Genomic DNA, 21,941 nt, shown 5'->3' with positions numbered 1-21,941 from the left:
TATTTGTACATTTTTACATTTTTTGTACAAAAATTTGCTAATGATCATTAAAAAATAGCACGAAATAACAAGCAATTAATTAGCTTAGTCTCCTAATGATAATTTTTACCTGCAGATCGAATTAGTTAATAGTCGTTATTATTTCTGATCGGTAGCACAAGATAATTAAAGTTGTGTAAAGAGAGGCAAAAAAAAACCGAATGCAGAGCATTCGGTAGAAATTGGGGTAAACAGACATTCAGAACTGAATGACGGTAATAAATAAAGTTAATGATGATAGCGAGTGTATTTTAGTTGCCGGTGAGAAATTTGTTTTGGCATTCAGTGCTATAAGGTTAAAAACGTGTAACTGGTTGGTTTTTAATGTATTTCGTATTAGTTTTGATTATTTGTGCTTATTTCTTTAGCTTTTCGTGTGATAAAAAGTTCCCCTAAATTTACATTTAGAAACACCTTGTGAGTGATCTGAAACACCTTAAAAGTTTTAGTATCATTTTCTTGTTGGATTATTCTGCATTTTGCAGCAAAATGAACTTGCCGACTGATTAGAGGGTTAATCAGTAAGCAGTGGCATATAAAAAGGCATATAACAGAGGGTTAATAACATGAAAGTTAAAGTACTGTCCCTCCTGGTACCGGCTCTGCTGGTAGCGGGCGCAGCAAATGCGGCTGAAATTTACAACAAAGACGGCAACAAATTAGATCTGTACGGTAAAGTTGATGGTCTGCACTATTTCTCTGATGACAAGAGTGCTGACGGCGATCAGACCTACCTGCGTTTTGGTTTCAAAGGCGAAACCCAGATCAACGACCAACTGACCGGTTACGGCCAGTGGGAATACAACGTTCAGGCGAACAACACTGAAACCTCCAGCGACCAGGCATGGACCCGTCTGGCATTCGCCGGTCTGCGTTTTGGCGATGCCGGTTCTTTCGACTACGGTCGTAACTATGGCGTGGTTTACGACGTGACCTCCTGGACCGACGTTCTGCCGGAATTCGGCGGCGACACCTACGGTTCTGACAACTTCCTGCAGCAGCGTGCTAACGGCGTAGCAACCTACCGTAACACCGACTTCTTCGGTCTGGTTGATGGCCTGAACTTTGCTCTGCAGTATCAGGGCAAGAATGGCGGCGGCGATGAAGGTGCAACCAACAACAGCCGTGGCTGGAACAAACAGAACGGTGACGGCTTCGGCGGATCTCTGACCTATGATCTGGGCGAAGGCTTCAGCGTTGGTACTGCGATTGCCAGCTCCAAACGTACTGACGAGCAGAATGATCGCTTCTTCGGTGAAGGCGACAAAGCCACCACTTACAGCGGTGGTCTGAAATACGACGCGAACAACCTGTACCTGGCAACGCAGTATACCCAGACCTACAACGCGACCCGTTTCGGCAGCGACAGCTTCGGTGGTTTTGCTAACAAAGCACAGAACTTCGAAGTGGTTGCACAGTACCAGTTCGACTTCGGTCTGCGTCCGTCCGTGGCTTACCTGCAGTCTAAAGGTAAAGACCTCGAAGGCGGTTACGGCGACCAGGATCTGGTTAAATATGTTGACGTAGGTGCGACTTACTACTTCAACAAAAACATGTCCACCTATGTTGATTACAAAATCAACCTGCTGGATGAAAATGACTTCACCCGCGCTGCTGGCATCGGTACTGATGACATCGTAGCACTGGGTCTGGTTTACCAGTTCTAATCCAACTGCATACCGTGATAAAGGGGCCTCTGGCCCCTTTTTTTGTGTCTGACTTTTCCAAAACTGGTGTACCCTTGCGCCTTCAGCAAGAGGATAACAACGAATGGACATGACCATTTTTCGCGCCGCATTACTGGCGACGTTTGTATTGATAGCAGGCTGCGACAACGCAACACCCACTGACACGGCAAAACCGGCCGCGACTGTGCTGGAAGGCAAGACCATGGGCACCTTCTGGCGGGTGAGCGTGATTGACCTTGATGAAACCCGCGCCCAGGCGCTGCGCCAGAAAGTGCAGACGCAGCTGGACGCCGACGACCAGCTGCTTTCCACCTGGAAAAATGACTCGGCGCTGATGCGCTTTAACCAGTCGCAAAGCACCACCCCGTGGCCGGTCAACGAAGCGATGGCCGATATCGTCACCGAATCGCTGCGCATTGGCGCAAAAACAAATGGCGCGATGGATATCACCGTCGGGCCGCTGGTGAATTTATGGGGCTTTGGCCCGGACAAGCAGCCGGTAAAAACACCGGAACAGGCGCAGATCGACGCGGCAAAGGCGCGCACTGGCCTGAAACATCTGTCGGTCATTAATCTCGCCGGGCAGCAGTTCCTGCAAAAAGACATTCCCGATCTGTTTGTTGATCTCTCCACCGTGGGCGAAGGCTACGCCGCCGATCATCTGGCGCGTCTGATGGAGCAGGAGGGGATCTCCCGCTACCTGGTCTCGGTCGGCGGTGCGCTGGTCAGCCGGGGCATGAACGCCGAAGGGCAACCGTGGCGCGTGGCGATCCAGAAACCCACCGATCGCGAAAACGCGGTTCAGGCGATTGTCGACATCAACGGGCACGGGATCAGTACCTCGGGCAGCTATCGCAACTATTATGAGCTGGACGGCAAGCGCATCTCCCACGTTATCGATCCGCAAACCGGTCGTCCGATCGATCATAAGCTGGTCTCGGTAACCGTGATCGCCCCAACGGCGCTGGAAGCAGACGGCTGGGATACGGGCCTGATGGTGCTCGGGCCAGAAAAAGCCAAAGAAGTGGTGCGCGAGCAGGGGCTGGCGGTATATATGATCATCAAAGAGGGTGAGGGCTTCCGCACCTGGATGTCGCCGCAGTTCAGCGGATTTCTGGTGAACGGGAAAAATTAAAAAGCAAGATTGCGGGTTTTTTCTCACGGTCTGTCCGGCAAAGTAAGGCTAACCTTTACATGAAGGAGCCAACCATGACACGTAATACGCTACGCACTGATGAGACTCGCTGGCAGGCGGTGCTCGATCGCAATCCGCAGGCGGACGGCGCGTTCGTTTTTGCCGTACAGACCACCGGCATTTTTTGCCGTCCTTCCTGCCGTGCGCGCCATGCGCTGCGGCAGAACGTACAGTTTTTCCCTGATGCGCAGGCCGCGCTGGCTGCCGGGTTTCGCCCCTGCAAACGCTGCCAGCCTGACAAGCAAGAGCCGCAGCAGCGGCGAATCGACAACGTGGCGCAGGCCTGTCGACTGCTGGAGCAGGAAATGCCCGTCACGCTGGATGAACTTGCCCGTGAGGTCGGCGTCAGTCCGTTTCATCTGCATCGTCTGTTTAAAGCCACCACCGGCATGACGCCCAAAGCCTGGCAGCAGGCATGGCGTGCGCGTCGGTTGCGTGAATCGCTGGCAAAAGGCGAGACTGTCACCGAATCCGTACTCGCTGCCGGTTTTCCTGACAGCAGCAGCTACTATCGCGCAGCGGATGCGGCGCTGGGGATGACCGCGCGCCAGTATCGGCGCGGCGGTGAAGATGCGGTGATTCATTTTGCCCTTGGTAATAGTGAAATCGGTCGCTGTCTGGTAGCCGAAAGCGCACGCGGGGTGTGCGCTGTATTGCTGGGTGACAGCGATGATGAATTGCTCGCCGAACTGCAACAGGTTTTCCCCCGGGCACAGCTGCAGTCAGGTGATGCGGCCTTTCAGGAGCGAGTGAATCTGGTGATTGCCAGTCTGAACAATCAGCATAACCCGCTGATGTTGCCGCTCGATATTCGCGGCACCGCGTTTCAACAGCAGGTCTGGCAGGCGTTACGCGCTATTCCACCGGGTGAGACGCGCAGCTACCGTCAGGTGGCGGAGAGCATCGGTAAACCCAACGCGGTACGGGCCGTAGCGGGGGCATGCGCCGCCAACACGCTGGCGATTCTGATCCCCTGTCACCGGGTCGTGCGCGATGACGGTGCGCTGTCGGGCTACCGCTGGGGCGTCACGCGTAAAGCCCTGCTGCTGCATCGTGAGTCGCAGCGTGAGGAGCCGTAATGCTTGATCTTTTTGCCGACGAACATCCCTGGCAAGAGCCGTTAGGGCCGGGCGCTGCGATCCTGCGGCGCTTCGCTGTTGCCCGTGCGGAAACATTGCTGGCGGACATCGCAAATGTAGCCGCCGTCTCGCCGTTTCGCCAGATGGTGACGCCAGGGGGATACACCATGTCGGTGGCAATGACCAACTGCGGCACGCTCGGCTGGACCACCGATCAGCATGGTTACCTCTATTCCCCTAACGATCCGCAAACCAGCCAGCGCTGGCCGGCGATGCCGGAGAGCTTCCGGGCGCTTGCCGACAGTGCGGCGCGGGAAGCGGGTTACCCGGATTTCCGCCCCGACGCCTGTCTTATCAACCGCTATAGCGTCGGCAGCAAACTCTCCCTGCATCAGGATAAAGACGAACACGAACTCCGCGCGCCGATTGTTTCTGTTTCGCTGGGTCTGCCGGCTATTTTCCAGTTTGGTGGCCTGAGCCGCAGCGATCCGCTCCATCGCGTGCTGCTTGAACATGGCGATGTGGTGGTGTGGGGTGGGGAATCGCGCCTGTTTTACCATGGCGTCCAGCCCTTGAAAGAGGGCTTCCACCCGGCAACCGGTCGTTATCGTTTTAACCTTACCTTCCGCCAGGCGGGTAAGAGCGAATAAAAATAAGAATTATTATTGATGTAATCGGCAGGCAGTTTACACTGCGGGCTGCGTTTCCTTGTTCGGGTTGTGTTATGGAACTTCTCCTCCTTGTCTGGCGCCAGTACCGCTGGCCCTTTATCGCCGTGATGCTGTTAAGTCTGTTGAGTGCCGCGCTGGGCATCGGGCTGATTGCCTTTATTAACCTGCGACTCATCACTGTCGTGGATACCTCGCTGAGCGTGTTGCCGGAATTTCTCGGCCTGCTGCTGCTGTTAATGGCCGTCACGCTGGGGTCGCAGCTGGCGCTCACCGCGCTGGGGCACCATTTCGTCTATCGTCTGCGTAGCGAATTTATTAAGCGCATTCTGGATACGCAAATTGAGCGCATCGAGAAGCTGGGCAGCGCCTCGCTGTTGGCCGGGCTGACCAGCGACGTACGCAATATCACCATCGCGTTTGTGCGTCTGCCGGAACTGGTGCAGGGCATAATACTGACCTTTGGCTCCGCCGCGTATCTGGCGTGGCTGTCGAGCAAAATGCTGCTGGTGACCGCGGTATGGATGGCCGTCACCATCTGGGGTGGATTTGTCCTCGTGGCGCGCGTGTATAAGCACATGGCGACGCTGCGTGAAACGGAAGACAAGCTGTACAACGACTACCAGACGGTGCTTGAAGGCCGCAAAGAGTTGACGCTCAACCGCGAGCGCGCCGAGTACATCTACCAGAATCTCTATATTCCTGATGCCCGCGAGTATCGCCACCATATTATTCGCGCCGATACGTTCCATCTCAGCGCCGTGAACTGGTCTAACATTATGATGCTGGGCGCGATTGGCCTGGTGTTCTGGATGGCGAACAGCCTGGGCTGGGCCAATACCAGCGTGGCGGCAACTTATTCATTGACGTTATTGTTCCTGCGCACGCCGCTGCTGTCTGCCGTAGGGGCGCTACCGACGCTGCTCAGCGCGCAGGTGGCGTTTAATAAGCTGAATAAGTTCGCGCTGGCGCCGTATGAGCCTGAATTCCCGCGCCCGGACGCGCATCCTGACTGGCAGACGCTGGAGTTGCGCGACGTCGCGTTCCACTATCAGGACAACAGCTTCGCGATAGGGCCGGTGAATCTGACGCTGAAACGCGGCGAACTGGTGTTTCTTATTGGCGGTAACGGTAGCGGAAAATCGACGCTGGCGATGCTGCTGACCGGCCTGTATCAGCCGGTTTCCGGTGAGATCCTGCTGGATGGCAAACCGCTGTCAGCGGGAAAACCAGAGGATTATCGCAAGCTCTTTTCCGCCGTGTTTACCGACGTCTGGCTGTTCGATCAACTGCTGGGGCCGGAAGGCAAACAGGCCGATCCGGCGCTGGTCGACAAATGGCTTGAACAGCTGAAAATGAGGCACAAACTGCAGCTTGAGAACGGGAAAATCCTCGATCTTAAGCTGTCGAAAGGGCAGAAAAAACGGGTGGCGCTGCTGCTGGCACTGGCCGAAGAGCGTGACATTATTCTTCTGGATGAATGGGCGGCGGATCAGGATCCGCATTTCCGCCGTGAATTTTACCAGGTGCTGCTGCCGCTGATGCAGCAAATGGGCAAAACCATTTTTGCGATCAGCCATGACGACCACTACTTCACTTATGCTGACCGTCTGCTGGAGATGCGCAACGGTCAGCTGACGGAACTGACTGGCGAAGAGCGTGTCGCCGCGTCGCGGGATGCGGTCGCCCGCACGGCCTGATGATGTAAGGATGACTGACAGATGCCCGTGTTTACCAAAAACAGCGCCAGGCTGCGCGACGAAGAGCGCGCACGGCTGATCTGGCTGCTGACCACCGATAAAGCGGTCACTTCCACTCTGCTGGGAAAACTGACCTTCGCCGAGCGGTATGACGACGGCACCCTGACCGAGGATCTCGCCGAAGTGAGTGCGCTGGTGGCGCATCTGCCGGCGCCGGATCTGGCGGATACCCTCGAAGCGCTCCCGTCGGAAGAGCGTCACGCGCTGTGGCGGATCGTGGGGGACGACAAGCGCGGCAAGGTGCTGCTGGAAGCGTCGGAAAACGTCTGGGACGATCTCATTGATGAGATGAGCGATAAGGCGCTGCTCGATGCGCTGACCACGCTGGACATCGACGAACAGATTTACCTGGTACAGCATCTGCCGCGTAACCTGACCGGGCGGCTGATGGCCTCTTTGCCTGCCAACGAACGGGCGCGCGTTCATCAGGTGATGAACTACGCCCGCAACAGCGTCGGCGCGATCATGGAGTTTGAAGTGATCACCATTCGCCCGGACGTGACACTGGGTGCGGTACAACGTTATCTGCGGCGGCTGGGCAGAATGCCGGATAACACCGATAAGTTGTTTGTCACCTCGCGTGAAAACACCCTGCTGGGCGAACTGGCGCTGCAGACCATCCTGCTGAACCCGGCACAGCGGCAGGTCACGGACGTGATGGATGCCGACCCCGTTGCTTTTCATCCGCAGGAAGGGACTGAAAAAGTGGCGCGCACCTTTGAGCGTGACAACCTGCTGAGTGCGGCGGTGATTGACGCCGAAGGCAAGCTGATGGGGCGTCTGACCATCGATGAGATCGTGGATGTGGTCTATGAAGAGACCGACAACGACATCCGTCAGATGAGCGGTCTCAGCAATGAAGAAGATATTTTTGCCCCGGTAACCCGTGCGGTAAAGACGCGCTGGGCCTGGCTGGCGGTGAATCTTTGTACTGCGTTTATCGCTTCGCGCGTCATCGATGGTTTCGAACACACCATTTCCCAACTGGTGGCGCTGGCTTCGCTGATGNGGCGTGGCGTTGATCAACGGCCTGGTGTGGGGCGGGATCATGGGGCTTGTCACCTGGTGGCTGTATGACGACCCGCATCTTGGCGGCGTCATGACGCTGGCGATGGTGCTGAACCTGCTGGTGGCGTCGCTAATGGGGGTACTGATTCCGATGATCATGACTAAACTCGGTCGCGATCCCGCTGTCGGCTCCAGCGTGATGATCACCGCTATCACCGACACCGGCGGATTTTTTATCTTTCTTGGGCTGGCGACGCTGTTTCTGCTCTAGCGGCATGTCGTTTACGAATGTGGCGCGGTACCAGCCACATCGCTGTCATCCCCGCCGCGACGCCAATGGCCAGATTGCTGGTCGTGATGGTGCCCGCTACGGTGACCAGCATCACCAGCGTGGCGGACCACGGCGTGTTTTTCAGCGCGGCAGGCTGAACGCTGTGCCAGCTAAAGGTTTTCACTGCCACAATCACCATAATCCCGGCCAGCACCGACATCGGGATGTTGGCCATCACGTCGCTTAACGCCGTCACTAACAGCAGCAACACGATGCCAGCCGCCACGGTAGAAACCCGGCTGCGGCCTTTGCCCATTTCAACGTTGACGATCGTCTGACCAATCATTGCGCAGCCTGCGATACCCCCATAAAAACCGGCCAGAATATTGGCGATGCCCAGCCCGGTGCTTTCGCGGCCTTTACTGGACGGAGTGGCTGTCAGATCATCGACCAGTTTGGCGGTCAGCAACGATTCCATCAGGCCAACAAACACAATGCTCAGCGCGCACGGCCAGATGATGTGCAGCGTCTCCAGTGTCAGCGGCACCTGCAGCGCATTCAGACCCGGCAGACCGCCGCCCATCGAACCTTCATCGCCCACGGTCGGCAACAGCTGCCCGCTGGTGACGGTAAACAGCGTCAGGACAACAATCGCGATAAGCGGAGAAGGGACGCCTTTAATAATGCGCGGCGCCCACAACACAATCAGCAGCGTGGCGGCGAACAGCGCCAGAATCAGCGGACTTTTGCTCCAGAAATGCGGTACCTGGGCGAAGAAAATCAGGATCCCCAACGCGTTGACGAAACCGGTCATGACCGCCTGGGGAATGAAGCGCATCAGCATTGCCATGCCCAGCACGCCAAACAGGATCTGAATAACACCAGCCATCACCACGGCGGGCAAAATGTAGGCTACGCCATATTGATGGACGATCGGCCCGATCACCAGCGCCACCGAGCCCGCAGCGGCCGTCACCATTGCCGGACGTCCGCCCAGCACGGACATCGCCAGACACAGCACCACAGAGGCGATCAGGCTGACTTTTGGGTCAACGCCCGCAATAACCGAGAACGAGATAACTTCAGGAATGAGCGCCAGCGCGGTAATAACGCCCGCCAGCGTTTCGCGCGTAAGCAGGGACGGTGAGCGCAGGACTGATTTAACAGTGACATGTTGTGCGTGTGGCAGAATGGTTTCAGAGCCGGGCATAAATATTCGCTGGTAAGGTGAGCGCTTTCGTGCGCTTCATCACAAAACGGGGAATATTACCGCTTCAGCTCACATTTTTCCAGCCCGTAACCCATTTAACGGCCACATTTATTCAACATTTTCATAACAGATCTCAAAACTAAATTTAAAATTTAAACAATATTTAAATTTTTCATCGTCAGTGATAACGTTGCTTCCCCGAATCGTTTCACCTGCGCTACTACCAAACGCGAGTTTATGTAAGGCTTTCATACAATGAAAAAAAAGATGGCCGTACTCCGCTCACAGGTGTCTGTTTCTGACGTTGCCAACGCTGACGCCCGAACCCACACCCGTACTGAGCATGAGACGGATGTATTACTGATCGGCGGCGGGATCATGAGCGCCACGCTGGGCACTTTGCTTCAGGAGCTGGAGCCGGACTGGTCCATCACCATGGTTGAACAGATGGAGCGCGTGGCTGAAGAGAGTTCCAACGGCTGGAACAACGCCGGTACCGGCCATGCTGCATTAATGGAGCTGAATTACACGCCGCAGAACGCCGACGGTTCCATCAGCATTGAGAAAGCCATCAGCATTAACGAATCCTTCCAGATTTCGCGCCAGTTCTGGGCGCATCAGGTCACCCGCGGCGTGCTGCGCCAGCCCGGCAGCTTTATCAACAGCGTGCCGCACATGAGCTTCGTCTGGGGCGAAGATAACGTCAATTTCCTGCGCGCGCGTTATCAGGCCCTGCAACAGTCCGCACTGTTCCGCGGCATGCGCTATTCCGAAGATCATGCGCAAATCAAAGACTGGGCGCCACTGGTGATGGAAGGACGCGATCCACAGCAGAACGTCGCCGCCACGCGCACGGAAACGGGCACCGACGTCAATTACGGTGAAATCACCCGTCAGCTCATCAGAGCGCTACAGCGGCAGGAGAACTTTTCCCTGCAACTGAATACGATGGTGCGCCGTTTTAAACGCAACGCCGATAACAGCTGGACCGTGACGGTCTGCGATGCCAGCAATCATCACGCGAAACGGACCATCAGGGCGAAATTCATTTTCATCGGTGCCGGTGGCGCTGCGCTTAAGCTGTTGCAAAAAACAGGTATACCACAGGCCAATGACTACGCCGGTTTTCCGGTGGGCGGGCAGTTCCTGGTGACCGAAAACCCGGAGGTGGTCAATCACCATCTGGCGAAAGTGTACGGGCGGGCGTCCGTCGGTGCGCCGCCGATGTCGGTGCCGCATATCGACACCCGCATTATTGACGGCAAGCGGGTGGTACTGTTCGGGCCATTCGCTACCTTCTCAACAAAATTCCTCAAAAACGGGTCGCTATGGGATCTGCTGGCATCAACCACGCCGTCTAATGTCATGCCGATGATCAACGTTGGGCTGGATAATGTCGATCTGGTGAAGTACCTGATTAGTCAGGTGATGCAAAAAGACAGCGATCGTCTGGCCGCGTTGCAGGCGTATTATCCGCAGGCCAACAGCGCGGACTGGCGGCTGTGGCAGGCCGGACAGCGAGTGCAGATAATCAAGCGCGATCCGCAGAAGGGCGGCGTACTGCGTCTGGGTACGGAAGTGGTCAGCGATGATGAAGGGACTGTCGCAGCGCTGCTGGGCGCCTCGCCGGGTGCGTCTACCGCCGCACCGATCATGCTGCACCTGTTGGAGAAAGTGTTTAAAGAGAAAGTAAATTCAGCGGCGTGGCAGGCGAAAATCAAAGAGGTTGCGCCAACCTGGGGCGTTCGTTTGCAGGATAACCCGGCGCTGATTGAACAGGCGCTGGCGTATACCAGTGAGGTTCTGGAGCTGCATTATGCGCCAACAGCCGGGTTTGACCCGGTGCCGAGCGGTATTTTACATCCACATTGGCAGGCGTATAGACTACGATCGGCAGCTTGCTGTTGTAACGCAGCATGCCTTTATCACCCAGACCCGCAGTCACGAATTTCTTCTCTTTTTTGCCATCCGGGCAGGCCATCATGGTCGACACCGGTGAGGTCACTTTATCAAAGACATAGTAGTCATAACCCCAGCCTTCCAGCGTTTTGCTCTCCAGCTCGCCGCCTAAGCGATGGTGGTTACAGTCGACTTCCAGCGTCTGACCAATCAGCAGTTCGACCTGATAAGCCGCTTCATCCTTTTGTTCAGGCAACTGAATCATCTGACGCTTCATGCCCTTTTCCGCCTGCGGCCAGGGCGCGCTTTTTTCCAGCGGCTGATCGCTGGCAAACGCGCTGGAAGAGACACAGGCTGCAGCCAGTAAAGAAGCGAGAAGTAAACGAGAGTTTTTCACAGTGTATCCTTGATATCCGTTATTACCGCTGCAGCGTAGCACTAATACGACATTCATTAAGCTGAATTTACTTAATTTTTCATAGTGTATAGATATATATACTGGATGTATCGTAAATCATGGTGTGTATCACTAAAAAAGCCAGCCGGGACGGACTGGCTTTCTGTTTACCTGAAGGCAGGATTAATACTCTTCAAAGAACGCCTGAATTTTCTGCGGATCCCGGGTCTGCGTCAGCGCCAACTGGAGCAGTACGCGGGCTTTTTGCGGGTTCAGAGATTCTGCTGCGATAAAGCCATATTTCGCATCATCGATTTCCGCGTCGCGTGTTGCGGAGCCTGTTGGCACGCGGGAGGCACGCACAACGGCAACACCCTGATGCGCCGCGGTGGCCAGCGTATCAAAAATGGTTTTATACAGGTTACCGTTACCCACACCGGCACTCACAATACCCTGATAGCCATCCTGAATGAACGCTTTCGCCGGTAAATCCGAGGCGTTGGCGTAGTTATAGATGATGCCCACTTTCGGCAGCGTCGTCAGGTTGCTGACGTCAAACGGCGTCTCGGTAGTGTGTTTGCGCGCCGGGGTACGCTGATAATCAATTTTCCCGTTATGGATGTAGCCCAGCGGCCCGTAGTTCACGGACTGGAAGGTCTGCACGCCAGTGGTATTCGTTTTGGTGACGTCACGACCATCCAGCACGGTATCGTTCATCGCCACCAGCACGCCACGCCCGGCAGAGGCCGGATCGGCAGCAGTAACGACGGCGTTGTAGAGGTTAAACGGACCGTCTGCGCTCATGGCGGTGGAAGGGCGCATCGCCCCGGTCAGCACCACCGGCTTATTGCATTTCACTGTTAAATCGAGGAAGTAAGCGGTCTCTTCCATGGTGTCCGTACCGTGGGTGATGACGAACCCGTCGGTGTTGTTGCAACTGGTGTTGATTTTTTTCGCCAGCGTCAGCCAGACCTGGTCATTCATGTCCTGAGAGCCAATATTAACAACCTGCTCTCCTTTGATGACTGCAATATCTTTCAGCTGCGGCACGGCGTTGACCAGATTCTCAATACCCACCTTCCCGGCGGTATAAGCAGAGTTGGTCGCAGAGTCCCCGCCACCGGCGATGGTACCGCCTGTCGCCAGAACCGTGATTTGAGGGAGTGCCATTGCCGAACTGCTGCAACCTAAAACCAGAAGAGCCAGAAGAGGGTGTTTAATACGCAACATTATCAATCTCCTTATTAAGTGTTAGCCTGGATTATCCTTATGTCCTGGTGGAATAAAGTGAGATATTCCATGTTTATGTGATAAGACGGAATAAAAAGTACGATTGCCGGAGCTGGCGCACAAAAACGGCGATGGGATAAAATCCGTAAGATCACTCGGCAACCAGCCACATATCCGCTTCTTCAAACATCTCTTCCAGCATACGGTTCAGCTTTTCACGATCGTTTTTGCTGGCATCGCTGTTCAGGCCGTTGGCCTGCATCGGTTTCACTTTGACCTCTGCATCGGGGAAGATCCGGTGCACACGGTGAGTCAGTTCATTCAGGATGATGGTATTTGCGTCAGGTAAGCCTTCCACGTTGCGTTTGTCATAAACAAGTTCAACGAACATAACCGCCTCTTTTAACTGTATTAATATACAGTATTTAACCCGTTTCGCGAGGCAGAGTCAAGCCGCTTCGCTGAGCGGAAAGGGACAGCGAATCATGCGCGGAAACGCTAATTTTGTGAGCGTTCCGAAAAAATTCATCATAAACCGATAATTACACTTCGCTGACTTGCCGATAACCCTTAAAGCCCGGCAGTAACGGGAAAACAACCACGATTCACATGTAAGGGTCAACCTATGGGCTTGTTAAAAAATTTCACTATTCGCAGCGTTATGCTCTGGGTACTGGGGCTGTTCTGTCTGCTCTGGTCCGCAGTGGGGGTATTTACCGCATATTCACTGACGAAACTGAGCGATGGCAATATCGTTGATCGCGAACTGGTCGCGCAACTGACCATGTTGAGTAAGGGGAACGATCAATATTTCCGCTTTGTTACCCGCCTTTCCCGTGTAATGGAGGCAAAAGCGGCGGGGGAGGCCACTGATTTTAAACCGGTGCAGGACGCGCTGGATAATATGAAAATCCAGTTGGAACGGTTGAAAAGCGTGTCGCCCGGCCCGATGGATGCAGATGTTTCCGCCGATGTCGTGAATAAATGGCTGAAGCTGCTGGATGACGGTGTGGTGGTGCAGATGCAGCTCGCACAGCAGGGCAGCGCCAGCGATTACCGCCAGCACGCCACGAAGGTGACCCCGGAACTGAGCCGCGCGTTCGGTGCCAGCAGTAATAAATTCACCTCGGTCGCTGAGGAGAAGCTGGACAAGACCCGGGTCGCGATGGATAGCCTGACGCAGATAATGAAAGTCACGGTGGTGACGGCGATTATCATCGGTCTGTTTATTCTGCTGTTTACTGACCGTTATCTGGCAAATCTGCTGGTGAAGCCGCTGGATCGCATTCGCCACCATTTTACCGTGATCGCGAAAGGGGATTTAAGCCAGCCAGTGGAGTTATTCGGCAACAACTGCGTCGGGCGACTGTTCCCGCTGCTGGCTGAAATGCAGAGCAGCCTGCGCGAAGCGGTGAGCACCATTCGCAGCGGTACGGAGAATATTTATCGCGGGGCATCGGAAATCTCCTCCGGCAATAACGATCTGTCTTCCCGCACCGAAGAACAGGCCGCTGCGCTGGAAGAAACGGCCGCCAGCATGGAACAGCTGACCGCGACGGTGAAGTTCAACGCCGACAATGCGCGTCAGGCCAGTAGCCTGGCGGAAAAAGCCTCGGTCACTGCCACCCGTGGCGGCAAGCTGGTGGGGGATGTGGTGATCACCATGGAAGGTATTTCTGAAAGCTCGAAGAAAATTAGCGAGATAACCAGCGTCATCAACAGTATCGCGTTCCAGACGAATATTCTGGCGTTGAATGCGGCAGTGGAAGCCGCCCGCGCTGGCGAGCAGGGACGCGGTTTTGCCGTTGTGGCCGGCGAAGTCCGTAATCTTGCCAGCCGCAGCGCCGAGGCAGCGAAAGAGATTGAAACGCTGATTGCCGATTCGGTTCGCCGCGTGGGCAGCGGAACGGAGCTGGTCGGCGAGGCGGGCAGTACCATGAAAGAAGTGCTGAAAGCGGTGTCCGACACGACGGAAATTATGCAGCAAATCGCCTCTGCTACTGACGAACAAAGCAAAGGGATTTCGCAGGTCGGTGTGGCGGTCAGTGAAATGGACAGCGTAACCCAGCAGAACGCCGCGCTGGTGGAGCAGATTTCCGCCGCGGCCGTGGCGCTGGAAGGGCAAACCGAAATGCTGCAAAAAGCGGTTGCCCGGTTCCGTCTTGCTGACAATGACGTTATTGTGGCAGCGTGACAAACGACAGGCATAAAAAAACCAACCGTAACAGGTTGGTTTTTTTGGGAATTTTGGTCGGCACGAGAGGATTTGAACCTCCGACCCCTGACACCCCATGACAGTGCGCTACCAGGCTGCGCTACGTGCCGACACGTGCGGTAATACTACCCGTTTCAGTGTCGATTGCAAGCCAGCCGCCTGCTGAGTGATTTATAATTAATCAATCAGTTAGCGATAAAGCGTTTTTCATCCGTAAGTACCTGCAACAGCAAACTCAGCTGCGGTTTCTGGTCACGCAGTTTCTCGCCGTCACGATCCCATGTGGTGTATTTCCCGTTGTGATCAAGCACCACGGTGATTGTCGGCGTGGTGATGGCCAGCGTGCTGTTGTTGGCGGCCGTCACCCAGGCATGGCGGCGTACCGCAGAGAACAGATCCTGACCTTGCGAGTATTCATTCGCCGGGGTGCTGACGTGCAACAGGCGCTGCATCAGGGTGGTCATTACGTCTTTGTGATCGGTCAGGGCGTTAATGCGCTGCGCAGGCGTGCCCGGCCAGTGAATAATGAGCGGAACCTGCAGCGCGTCACGCGACCATTCAAAACCGTTACGTTTGTCGCCCAGCGGCACGCCGTGACCGGCGGTAATAATCACCACCGTATTTTCCAGCTTGCCGGAGGATTCCAGCGCCGTCAGTACGCGGGCAATCTGGCTGTCGACGTCTGAGGCCGCGCGGGAATAGCGGCGCGTAAAGCCCTGTTTCTGGCTGTCGTCAATGCTGGTGCCGTTAAAGGAGATCCACGAGAACCAGCGGTTGTCTTCCTGGGCATTGCCTTCCAGCCAGTTGACCCATTGTGTGGCGGTCTGGTCGTCGGTCTGCGTTTTCGCTGGCGGCAGCGAGAAGTCAGAGAGCAGCGCCTGACGGTACATCGGGCTGTTGAAGCCATCGGAAGAGAAAAGCCCTAACTGATAGCCCTGCTGATTGAGCGCCGTCACCAGCGCGGCAGGCGTACGCGTTGACAGCACGCCGTCCATATACCCTGCGGAAATGCCATAGAACAGGCCGAAGATGCCGCTGTCGACGGTATCGCCTGAGCTCATATGCTGAGTAAAGCTGATGTTTTTCTCCGCAAACCCGGCCAGTTCCGGCATCAGTTTTTCATAGCGGGAATAGTTCAGGCCATCAACGGTAATCAGCAGCACGTTTTGCCCCGCGCCCATATCGCGGAAGCGCAGGTCGCTTAACGGATACTGCACCGATACCGCTTCCGGATCGCCCTGTTCAATCAGACGGCGCTGGTAATCCTGCGCATCAAGCAGGCCATGTTTTTCCAGAAACCGACGCGCGGTCATTGGATAGGAGAGGGGGAGATTCGCTCGCTGCATGGTGATCGGGCGATAGAAGTTGGCGTCTGCCCAGATGTACATCACGTGCGAGGCGATAAACGAAATAAAGAACAGCCACGCGACCGGCCGGGCATAACGGCGACGACGGGTCAGGCTGCGCAGCTTTTGCCAGCTCCAGGTGGCGAACAGCATCTCAATCAGCAAAATGACCGGCACGCTGATAAACATCAGTTGCCAGTCGCGCGCCATTTCATTCTGGTCCGGGTTGATCACCAGTTCCCAGACGATGGGGTTGAGATGCAGGTGGAAACGAGTGAACACTTCGCTGTCGATTAACAGCAGCGTCATGCCCGCCGTTGCAAAAATGGCGGACAAAAACCGCATCAGCCTCTGCGACATGACGATAAACGTCAGCGGGAAAAGGATCANNAAAGGGGGCGCCCCGCCAGCGTTGTCGGCCAGTCGGCGACAAACAGATAGCGGCTACCGAGAACCATGGCCAACAGCATGTTGAACAGGGCGAACCAGTGCCCCCAGCTAACCATCTGGGAGACTTTTTCACGGTAGGACTGACGATGCGTCACCATATGCTGTTGTTCGTTTTCCTTAGTGAGCCTGGTCGTCGCTGACGGAAGATTGCAGGGCCTGAGCAAAAGAACGCACAATGGCCTGACGTTGTGCCGGCGCAACGCTGGTATTGATCAGATTCGTCACCATATTGCCCAGCACCATCAGAGAAAGATCGGTTGGGGCTTTATGTTTTTCCAGTACGTTGACCAGCTCATTGAGCAATTGTTCAACGTGTTCATCACTGTAGCGGGAGAGTTGCGGCATAAATCAAAATCTGTTTGTTCATGAAAGGGCAACATATTACCGTAGCACCAGCTTTTTTTCCGCTTTTTTTCTACGCTTGCGCAGTCGCGCCGCGGGTGGTTGAATACCGCCCGGTCTAAAAGGAGAGTTTAACATGAGTCTGGATATCAACCAGATTGCCTTGCATCAGCTTATCAAGCGCGATGAGCAAACCCTGGAGCTGGTGCTGCGCGATACCTTGCTGGAGCCCACGGCGACCGTCGAAGAGATGATGGCCGAGCTCAACCGCGTGTACAGCGCCAAAAACAAAGCCTACGGCATGTTTAATGACGAGAGCGAACTGGCGCAGGCGCTGCGTCTGCACCGTCAGGGCGAAGAAGATTTTCTGGCCTTCAGCCGCGCTGCCACCGGGCGCCTGCGCGATGAGCTGGCGAAATACCCGTTTGCCGAAGGCGGTATTGTGCTGTTTTGCCACTACCGTTATCTGGCAGTGGAATATCTTCTGGTTACCGTGCTGAATAATCTGAGCAGCATGCGTGTTAACGAACAGCTGGATATCAGCGCGACGCACTACCTCGACATCAACCATGCCGACATCGTCGCCCGTATCGATCTGACCGAATGGGAAACTAACCCGGAATCCACCCGCTACCTGACCTTCCTGAAAGGGCGTGTCGGGCGTAAAGTGGCCGACTTCTTTATGGATTTCCTCGGTGCCAGCGAAGGGCTGAATGCCAAAGCGCAAAACCGCGGGCTGCTGCAGGCCGTGGATGATTTCACCGCTGAAGCGCAGCTCGACAAATCCGAGCGTCAGAACGTGCGTCAGCAGGTGTATACCTACTGCAACGAGCAGTTACAGGCGGGGGAAGAGATTGAACTGGCATCGTTGTCGAACGAGCTTGGTGGTGTCAGCGAAATGAGTTTCCAGCAGTTTACGGCAGAGAAAGGCTATGAGCTGGAAGAGCGTTTCCCGGCGGATCGCAGCACGCTGCGCCAGCTAACCAAATACGCAGGAAGCGGCGGCGGTCTGACGATTAATTTCGACGCCATGCTACTCGGCGAACGTATTTTCTGGGACCCGGCGACCGACACCCTGACCATTAAGGGTACGCCACCAAATCTGCGCGATCAGCTTCAGCGTCGCACCTCCGGCGGTAAATAACCGGTATAAAAAAACCCCGCAGCGCGGGGTTTTTTCTCAACTCGTCAGCGATTACGCGCGAACGAAGTCGATGTGAGACAGTTTCGGCTTGAACGGGTGACGCTGAACAGCCTGAACTTTTACTTTTTCTTCTTTGCCATCGATAACCAGGGTCAGCACTTCGCTGTAGAACTCAGCTTTAGTCTGCATGTTCCCAACCAGGTCCTGGTCCAGTTCGATAGCGACCGGATCAGCTTTGCCACCGTAAACGATAGCCGGGAACTTGTTAGTTGCGCGCAGGCGGCGGCTCGCACCCTTACCCTGCTCTTTACGTACTTCTGCGTTAATAGTAAACATTGATATCTCTCTGTTATTTCAATTCTGCTACAGGCGACCCAGCAGCAGACCGTTATTCTGCTTTGCGAATGCAAAAGCGNNCGGCAATCAAACCCGCCGCGTCAGGCTGGCGGGTGCGCAGCCATCCACTGCTGAATGCGCAATTCGCTGTCGCGGTTCGCCGGATTAAAAATCATCAGGTTAAGATCCGCGCGCCCTTCCACCGCGAAGGTCGAGAACTCCAGATCGATATCGCCAATCGCCGGGTGGTGCAGTTGTTTGATGCCTTCGCCGTGGCCTGCCACGTCGTTACGGCGCCAGAGTGCCTCAAACTCAACGCTGGTGTGCCGCAGGTCACTGACCAACTGCGCCATCTCCGCCGAGTCGCCCGCCCGCGCCACATCTGCACGAAACGCGCCGACCACCGCTTCCGCCACGCTGGACCAGTTTTTCTGCGCCGCCCGGGTGTGCGAGTCGCTGAACAGCCGCCGCAGGATGTTGCGCTGGTCGCGGGGCAGCTTTGCATAATCGGTCAGCACCACGGCAGCGGCAGGATTCCAGGCGATCACATCCCAGAAAATATTCTTCACGATCGCCGGGCTCGAGGGGAGGGCATCCAGCACCCGTTGCAGGCGAGGGGTGATCGCATCGGTGCCGTGATAATGCGATTCCGGTAAATGGCCGAACGCGAGAATAAACACATGATCGCGCTCCGGCGCCGTGAGTCGCAGACCCGCGGCGATGCGATTCAATACCTCTTTCGATGGCGTTCCGCCGCGACCCTGCTCAAGCCAGGTGTACCAGGTCGGGCTGATGTTTGCCAGTTGCGCCACTTCTTCACGTCGCAAGCCTGGCGTGCGGCGACGCTCCGGGCGGAAACCAAAAGAGACGGGATCCAGCCGTGCGCGGCAGGCCTTCAGAAAACCACCGAGGGCATTAATGTTATCGTCGGACATGCTTATCCTGTTAGTCGTTATACCATGATAAAGTCACTACTTTTATAGTATAACGCCGCGCGTAAGATGTCATGACTGACTTATCAGGAGGTCTCTCATGCGAGTATTTCTTACCGGCGCAACCGGGTTTATCGGTTCTCATCTTATTCCTGAGCTGCGCGCTGCCGGCCATCAGGTCATCGGTCTTGCGCGTTCCGACGCCAGCGCCAGCGCACTGACCCGCGCGGGAATTGAGGTTCATCGCGGATCGCTGGAAGCGCCCGATTCACTGCTGGCGGGCGTGGCGCAGGCCGACGCCGTTATTCATACCGCGTTCGATCATGACTTCAGCCGCTTTGTGGAAAACTGCCAGAAAGACAGCCGGGTGATCGCCGCGCTTGGTACGGCGCTGAAAGGCTCTTCGCGGCCGCTGATCATCACCTCGGGCACCGGGATGGGCGATCCGGGGCATGGCGAGCTGGCGGTGGAACAGGTGTTTAACCCTGCGCATCCTAACCCGCGTATTGCCTCGGAACTGGCAGGTAACGCGCTGCTGGAGCAGGGCGTGGATGTTCGGGTACTGCGCCTGCCGCAGGTGCATGACACCCGCCGTCAGGGGCTGATTTCGTACTATATTTCGCTCTGCCGGGAAAAGGGCAGCGCGGCGTACATCGGCGAGGGGGTGAACAGCTGGTCGGCGGCACATGTGACCGACGTGGCGCGACTCTACCGGCTGGCACTGGAGAACGGTTCGCGCGGCGAACGCTACCACGCCGTTGCCGAGCAGGCGGTGACGTCGCGTGCGATTGCCGACGTAGTGAGTGCCGGGTTGGGCGTTCCGGTGGTATCGCTGGCGGCGACCGACGCGCAGGCCTATTTCGGCTGGTTCTCCACCTTCGCCACGCTCGATTTACGCGCCTCGGGAGACTGGACACAGCAACGCCTGGGCTGGCAGCCTGTTGGCCCGTCATTGACAGACGACTTACGCGCGATGGATTACTCAGCGTAATTCGTTGGCCCGGCGGAATCGGCCTTCGTAATCGAAGACTTTTTCCCGCACCTGCCAGAACTGCCCTTTCTTGCGGGCGACGACGAAATCCGGATGGCGCAGCAATGCCTGCTGCGCCAGGATATCCGCGGCGGTGATCCAGCGCAGCGGCACGCCGGGGGTGCGGGTATGCGGGCGAATAAACAGTTGCTCAAAGGCGGTGCGCTGTGCAGGCGTCTGCAGGCGAAAACGTTCGCTGACGTCGGTACCGTCTTCATCAAAATAGGTCACTTTCAGCCATTCCCCTTTTTCGTCCGCACCCTGTTGCAACACCATGCCGCCGCAGCGTAACACCAGCGCATCTTTAAGTTTCAGTGCCGCTTTCAGCATATCGTCGGGATCAACCAGCACGGTGTCGCACTCACGACAGCGGCGGGCGGCGATGTCATTTTCCGCGTTGCACTGCGGGCAGTTTTTAAAGCGGAAACGGTAATCGCACTGGGCGCGATGACCATCATCATCTTCAAACCAGCCCTGACAGCGGCGACCGAAGTGTTCAATCAGCGTACCGTCGGCGGTGGTTTTCCCCCAGAAGGTGTTGGCAAAGCCGCAGTCGGGGCAGAAAACCTGCACCGGGACGTTGTCACTTTTTCCCTTCGGCGTCCCCACTTCCGGCGTGTAGAGATCGTGCGGGTTCCCGGCGTAATCGAGGATCAGACAGTCAGTTTTACCCGGCGCGAGACGCAGCCCGCGGCCTACGATCTGCTGATACAGGCTGACGGATTCGGTCGGTCGCAGAATGGCAATCAGATCGACGTGCGGTGCATCAAAGCCGGTGGTCAGCACCGCAACGTTCACCAGGAAGCGAAACTGCTGCGCCTTAAAGGCTTCGATTAAATCGTCACGCTGCGCGCCTGGCGTGTCGCCGGTGATAAGCCGCGCGTCGTCGGCGGGCAACAGGCCGGTGATTTCCCGCGCATGTTCAACGGTGGCGGCAAAAATCATCACCCCGTTGCGCGTTTCGGCAAATTCAACGATCTGGCTGATGATATGCGGCGTGATGCGCTGCTGTTTTTTCAGCTCGCGATTGAGATCCGCCTCGCTGAACAGGCCGTTGCTTTGCGGAAATCGTACTGCACCACCGGCATATCCAGCCGTTCCGGCGGGGTCAGGTAGCCGTGCTTAATCATATAGCGCAGTGGCAGTTCGTAAATGCAGTCGCGAAACAGCGCTTTTTCCGTACCGCGTACCATGCCGTGGTAGTGGAACTGATAGATCCAGCCTTTACCAAGGCGAAACGGCGTGGCAGTCAGCCCCAGCAACCGAATATGCGGATTGACCGTTTTCAGGTGTGTGAGTATTTGCTGATACTGGCTCTCGTCGTCATCGCCGATGCGGTGGCACTCATCGACAATCAGCAGTGAAAACTCAGCCTGAAAGCTTTCCAGATTGCGGGCAACGGACTGCACGCTGCCGAAAACCACTTTGCCGTGGCTCTCTTTGCGCTTCAGCCCGGCGGCAAAGATGTCCGCTTCCAGCCCCAGCGCACGGTATTTGGCGTGGTTCTGCGCGACCAGTTCTTTGACGTGCGCCAGCACCAGCACGCGCCCGCGGGCCAGCCGCGCCAGTTCGGCAATCACCAGACTTTTCCCGGCGCCGGTGGGCAGCACAATCACGGCGGGTTCAGGGTGATGGCGAAAGTGGGCGAGGGTGGCGTCGACGGCTTCCTGCTGATAAGGGCGAAGTGTAAAAGTCATAAGTT

Annotated in this window: 14 protein-coding genes, 1 tRNA gene and 5 pseudogenes; 10 read left to right on the top strand and 10 right to left on the bottom strand. The window is 56.0% G+C overall.

The window, feature by feature from the left end; translation table 11 throughout:
* Positions 1-605 precede the first annotated feature (605 nt).
* From GM30_RS06230 to GM30_RS06205, 6 genes and pseudogenes are all read left to right on the top strand, one after another.
* Positions 606-1,706 carry a porin OmpC gene (locus GM30_RS06230; protein WP_049847918.1) on the top strand — a complete coding sequence of 367 codons (1,101 nt, stop codon included), beginning with the start codon at positions 606-608 and terminating at the stop codon, positions 1,704-1,706.
* Positions 1,707-1,809: 103 nt separating this feature from the next.
* A complete protein-coding gene (gene apbE, locus GM30_RS06225) occupies positions 1,810-2,862 on the top strand; it encodes an FAD:protein FMN transferase ApbE (RefSeq protein ID WP_049847917.1) in 1,053 nt (350 codons plus the stop codon).
* A 74-nt stretch (positions 2,863-2,936) separates the two neighbouring features.
* Positions 2,937-4,001 carry a bifunctional DNA-binding transcriptional regulator/O6-methylguanine-DNA methyltransferase Ada gene (ada, locus tag GM30_RS06220; RefSeq protein ID WP_049847916.1) on the top strand — a complete coding sequence of 355 codons (1,065 nt, stop codon included), beginning with the start codon at positions 2,937-2,939 and terminating at the stop codon, positions 3,999-4,001.
* A complete protein-coding gene (gene alkB, locus GM30_RS06215; protein WP_049847915.1) occupies positions 4,001-4,651 on the top strand; it encodes a DNA oxidative demethylase AlkB in 651 nt (216 codons plus the stop codon). Before ada ends, alkB begins: the two co-directional genes overlap by 1 nt.
* Positions 4,652-4,725: 74 nt before the next feature.
* The gene (locus GM30_RS06210; RefSeq protein WP_049847914.1) at positions 4,726-6,369 is read left to right on the top strand and encodes a multidrug ABC transporter permease/ATP-binding protein; all 1,644 of its coding nucleotides are present in this window, start codon (positions 4,726-4,728) and stop codon (positions 6,367-6,369) included.
* Between the two features lie 21 nt (positions 6,370-6,390).
* A pseudogene (locus tag GM30_RS06205) lies at positions 6,391-7,708 on the top strand (magnesium transporter).
* Here the strand turns inward: GM30_RS06205 and GM30_RS06200 are convergent.
* Positions 7,671-8,918 carry a SulP family inorganic anion transporter gene (locus tag GM30_RS06200; RefSeq protein ID WP_049847913.1) on the bottom strand — a complete coding sequence of 416 codons (1,248 nt, stop codon included), beginning with the start codon at positions 8,916-8,918 and terminating at the stop codon, positions 7,671-7,673. The pseudogene GM30_RS06205 and the gene GM30_RS06200 sit on opposite strands and share 38 nt — an antisense overlap.
* Before the next feature lie 255 nt (positions 8,919-9,173).
* Between GM30_RS06200 and mqo the strand changes: the two are divergent.
* Positions 9,174-10,784: pseudogene (gene mqo / locus GM30_RS06195) on the top strand (malate dehydrogenase (quinone)); the annotation flags it as partial.
* Here mqo and eco read toward each other — a convergent pair.
* The 3 genes and pseudogenes from eco to GM30_RS06185 all read right to left on the bottom strand — a co-directional run.
* A pseudogene (eco, locus tag GM30_RS23895) lies at positions 10,768-11,271 on the bottom strand (serine protease inhibitor ecotin); the annotation flags it as partial. The pseudogenes mqo and eco sit on opposite strands and share 17 nt — an antisense overlap.
* A 126-nt stretch (positions 11,272-11,397) precedes the next feature.
* Entirely contained in the window at positions 11,398-12,444 is a 1,047-nt protein-coding gene (gene ansB, locus GM30_RS06190; protein WP_049847912.1) for an L-asparaginase 2, read from the bottom strand.
* A 151-nt stretch (positions 12,445-12,595) separates the two neighbouring features.
* Positions 12,596-12,835, bottom strand: coding sequence for a DinI family protein (locus GM30_RS06185; protein WP_049847911.1), 240 nt, complete (start codon positions 12,833-12,835; stop codon positions 12,596-12,598).
* Between the two features lie 234 nt (positions 12,836-13,069).
* Here GM30_RS06185 and GM30_RS06180 point away from each other — a divergent pair, with 234 nt between their 5' ends.
* Positions 13,070-14,638 (top strand): methyl-accepting chemotaxis protein, encoded by a 1,569-nt coding sequence (locus GM30_RS06180; protein ID WP_049847910.1) that lies wholly within the window; start codon positions 13,070-13,072, stop codon positions 14,636-14,638.
* Between the two features lie 54 nt (positions 14,639-14,692).
* Here the strand turns inward: GM30_RS06180 and GM30_RS06175 are convergent.
* From GM30_RS06175 to GM30_RS06165, 3 genes and pseudogenes are all read right to left on the bottom strand, one after another.
* Positions 14,693-14,769 (bottom strand) — tRNA-Pro (locus GM30_RS06175).
* A 75-nt stretch (positions 14,770-14,844) separates the two neighbouring features.
* Positions 14,845-16,553, bottom strand: a pseudogene (gene yejM / locus GM30_RS06170) (LPS biosynthesis-modulating metalloenzyme YejM).
* 19 nt (positions 16,554-16,572) lie between these two features.
* On the bottom strand, positions 16,573-16,800 hold the full coding sequence (locus GM30_RS06165) for a YejL family protein (RefSeq protein ID WP_049847909.1): 228 nt from the start codon (positions 16,798-16,800) through the stop codon (positions 16,573-16,575).
* A gap of 133 nt (positions 16,801-16,933) precedes the next feature.
* On the opposite strand from GM30_RS06165, the gene yejK reads away from it, so the two are divergent.
* Positions 16,934-17,941: a nucleoid-associated protein YejK gene (gene yejK / locus GM30_RS06160; protein WP_049847908.1), complete on the top strand. Its 1,008-nt coding sequence runs from the start codon at positions 16,934-16,936 to the stop codon at positions 17,939-17,941.
* A gap of 51 nt (positions 17,942-17,992) precedes the next feature.
* On the opposite strand, the gene rplY is transcribed toward yejK, so the two are convergent.
* Both rplY and GM30_RS06150 read right to left on the bottom strand, forming a co-directional pair.
* A complete protein-coding gene (gene rplY, locus GM30_RS06155) occupies positions 17,993-18,277 on the bottom strand; it encodes a 50S ribosomal protein L25 (RefSeq protein ID WP_049847907.1) in 285 nt (94 codons plus the stop codon).
* 101 nt (positions 18,278-18,378) lie between these two features.
* Positions 18,379-19,212 carry a helix-turn-helix transcriptional regulator gene (locus GM30_RS06150; RefSeq protein ID WP_049847906.1) on the bottom strand — a complete coding sequence of 278 codons (834 nt, stop codon included), beginning with the start codon at positions 19,210-19,212 and terminating at the stop codon, positions 18,379-18,381.
* Between the two features lie 97 nt (positions 19,213-19,309).
* On the opposite strand from GM30_RS06150, the gene GM30_RS06145 reads away from it, so the two are divergent.
* A complete protein-coding gene (locus GM30_RS06145) occupies positions 19,310-20,200 on the top strand; it encodes an SDR family oxidoreductase (protein ID WP_049847905.1) in 891 nt (296 codons plus the stop codon).
* On the opposite strand, the pseudogene radD reads toward GM30_RS06145, so the two are convergent.
* Positions 20,192-21,936 (bottom strand): annotated as a pseudogene (gene radD, locus GM30_RS06140) (DNA repair helicase RadD). The gene GM30_RS06145 and the pseudogene radD overlap by 9 nt on opposite strands.
* Between the last annotated feature and the right edge of the window lie 5 nt (positions 21,937-21,941).

Origin of the sequence: Trabulsiella odontotermitis (assembly GCF_001188485.1) — a bacterium.
Classification (GTDB): Bacteria; Pseudomonadota; Gammaproteobacteria; order Enterobacterales; family Enterobacteriaceae; genus Trabulsiella; species Trabulsiella odontotermitis_A.
Note: the sequence above shows the minus strand (reverse complement) of the source record. Positions and strands in the feature narration are given on the sequence as shown.

Bases quoted from the DNA above. Each gene is read 5' to 3' on its own strand.
- GM30_RS06230 (WP_049847918.1), top strand. From the start codon at position 606: ATGAAAGTTAAAGTACTGTCCCTCCTGGTACCGGCTCTGCTGGTAGCG.
- apbE (WP_049847917.1), top strand. From the start codon at position 1,810: ATGGACATGACCATTTTTCGCGCCGCATTACTGGCGACGTTTGTATTG.
- ada (WP_049847916.1), top strand. From the start codon at position 2,937: ATGACACGTAATACGCTACGCACTGATGAGACTCGCTGGCAGGCGGTG.
- alkB (WP_049847915.1), top strand. From the start codon at position 4,001: ATGCTTGATCTTTTTGCCGACGAACATCCCTGGCAAGAGCCGTTAGGG.
- GM30_RS06210 (WP_049847914.1), top strand. From the start codon at position 4,726: ATGGAACTTCTCCTCCTTGTCTGGCGCCAGTACCGCTGGCCCTTTATC.
- GM30_RS06200 (WP_049847913.1), bottom strand. From the start codon at position 8,918: ATGCCCGGCTCTGAAACCATTCTGCCACACGCACAACATGTCACTGTT.
- ansB (WP_049847912.1), bottom strand. From the start codon at position 12,444: ATGTTGCGTATTAAACACCCTCTTCTGGCTCTTCTGGTTTTAGGTTGC.
- GM30_RS06185 (WP_049847911.1), bottom strand. From the start codon at position 12,835: ATGTTCGTTGAACTTGTTTATGACAAACGCAACGTGGAAGGCTTACCT.
- GM30_RS06180 (WP_049847910.1), top strand. From the start codon at position 13,070: ATGGGCTTGTTAAAAAATTTCACTATTCGCAGCGTTATGCTCTGGGTA.
- GM30_RS06165 (WP_049847909.1), bottom strand. From the start codon at position 16,800: ATGCCGCAACTCTCCCGCTACAGTGATGAACACGTTGAACAATTGCTC.
- yejK (WP_049847908.1), top strand. From the start codon at position 16,934: ATGAGTCTGGATATCAACCAGATTGCCTTGCATCAGCTTATCAAGCGC.
- rplY (WP_049847907.1), bottom strand. From the start codon at position 18,277: ATGTTTACTATTAACGCAGAAGTACGTAAAGAGCAGGGTAAGGGTGCG.
- GM30_RS06150 (WP_049847906.1), bottom strand. From the start codon at position 19,212: ATGTCCGACGATAACATTAATGCCCTCGGTGGTTTTCTGAAGGCCTGC.
- GM30_RS06145 (WP_049847905.1), top strand. From the start codon at position 19,310: ATGCGAGTATTTCTTACCGGCGCAACCGGGTTTATCGGTTCTCATCTT.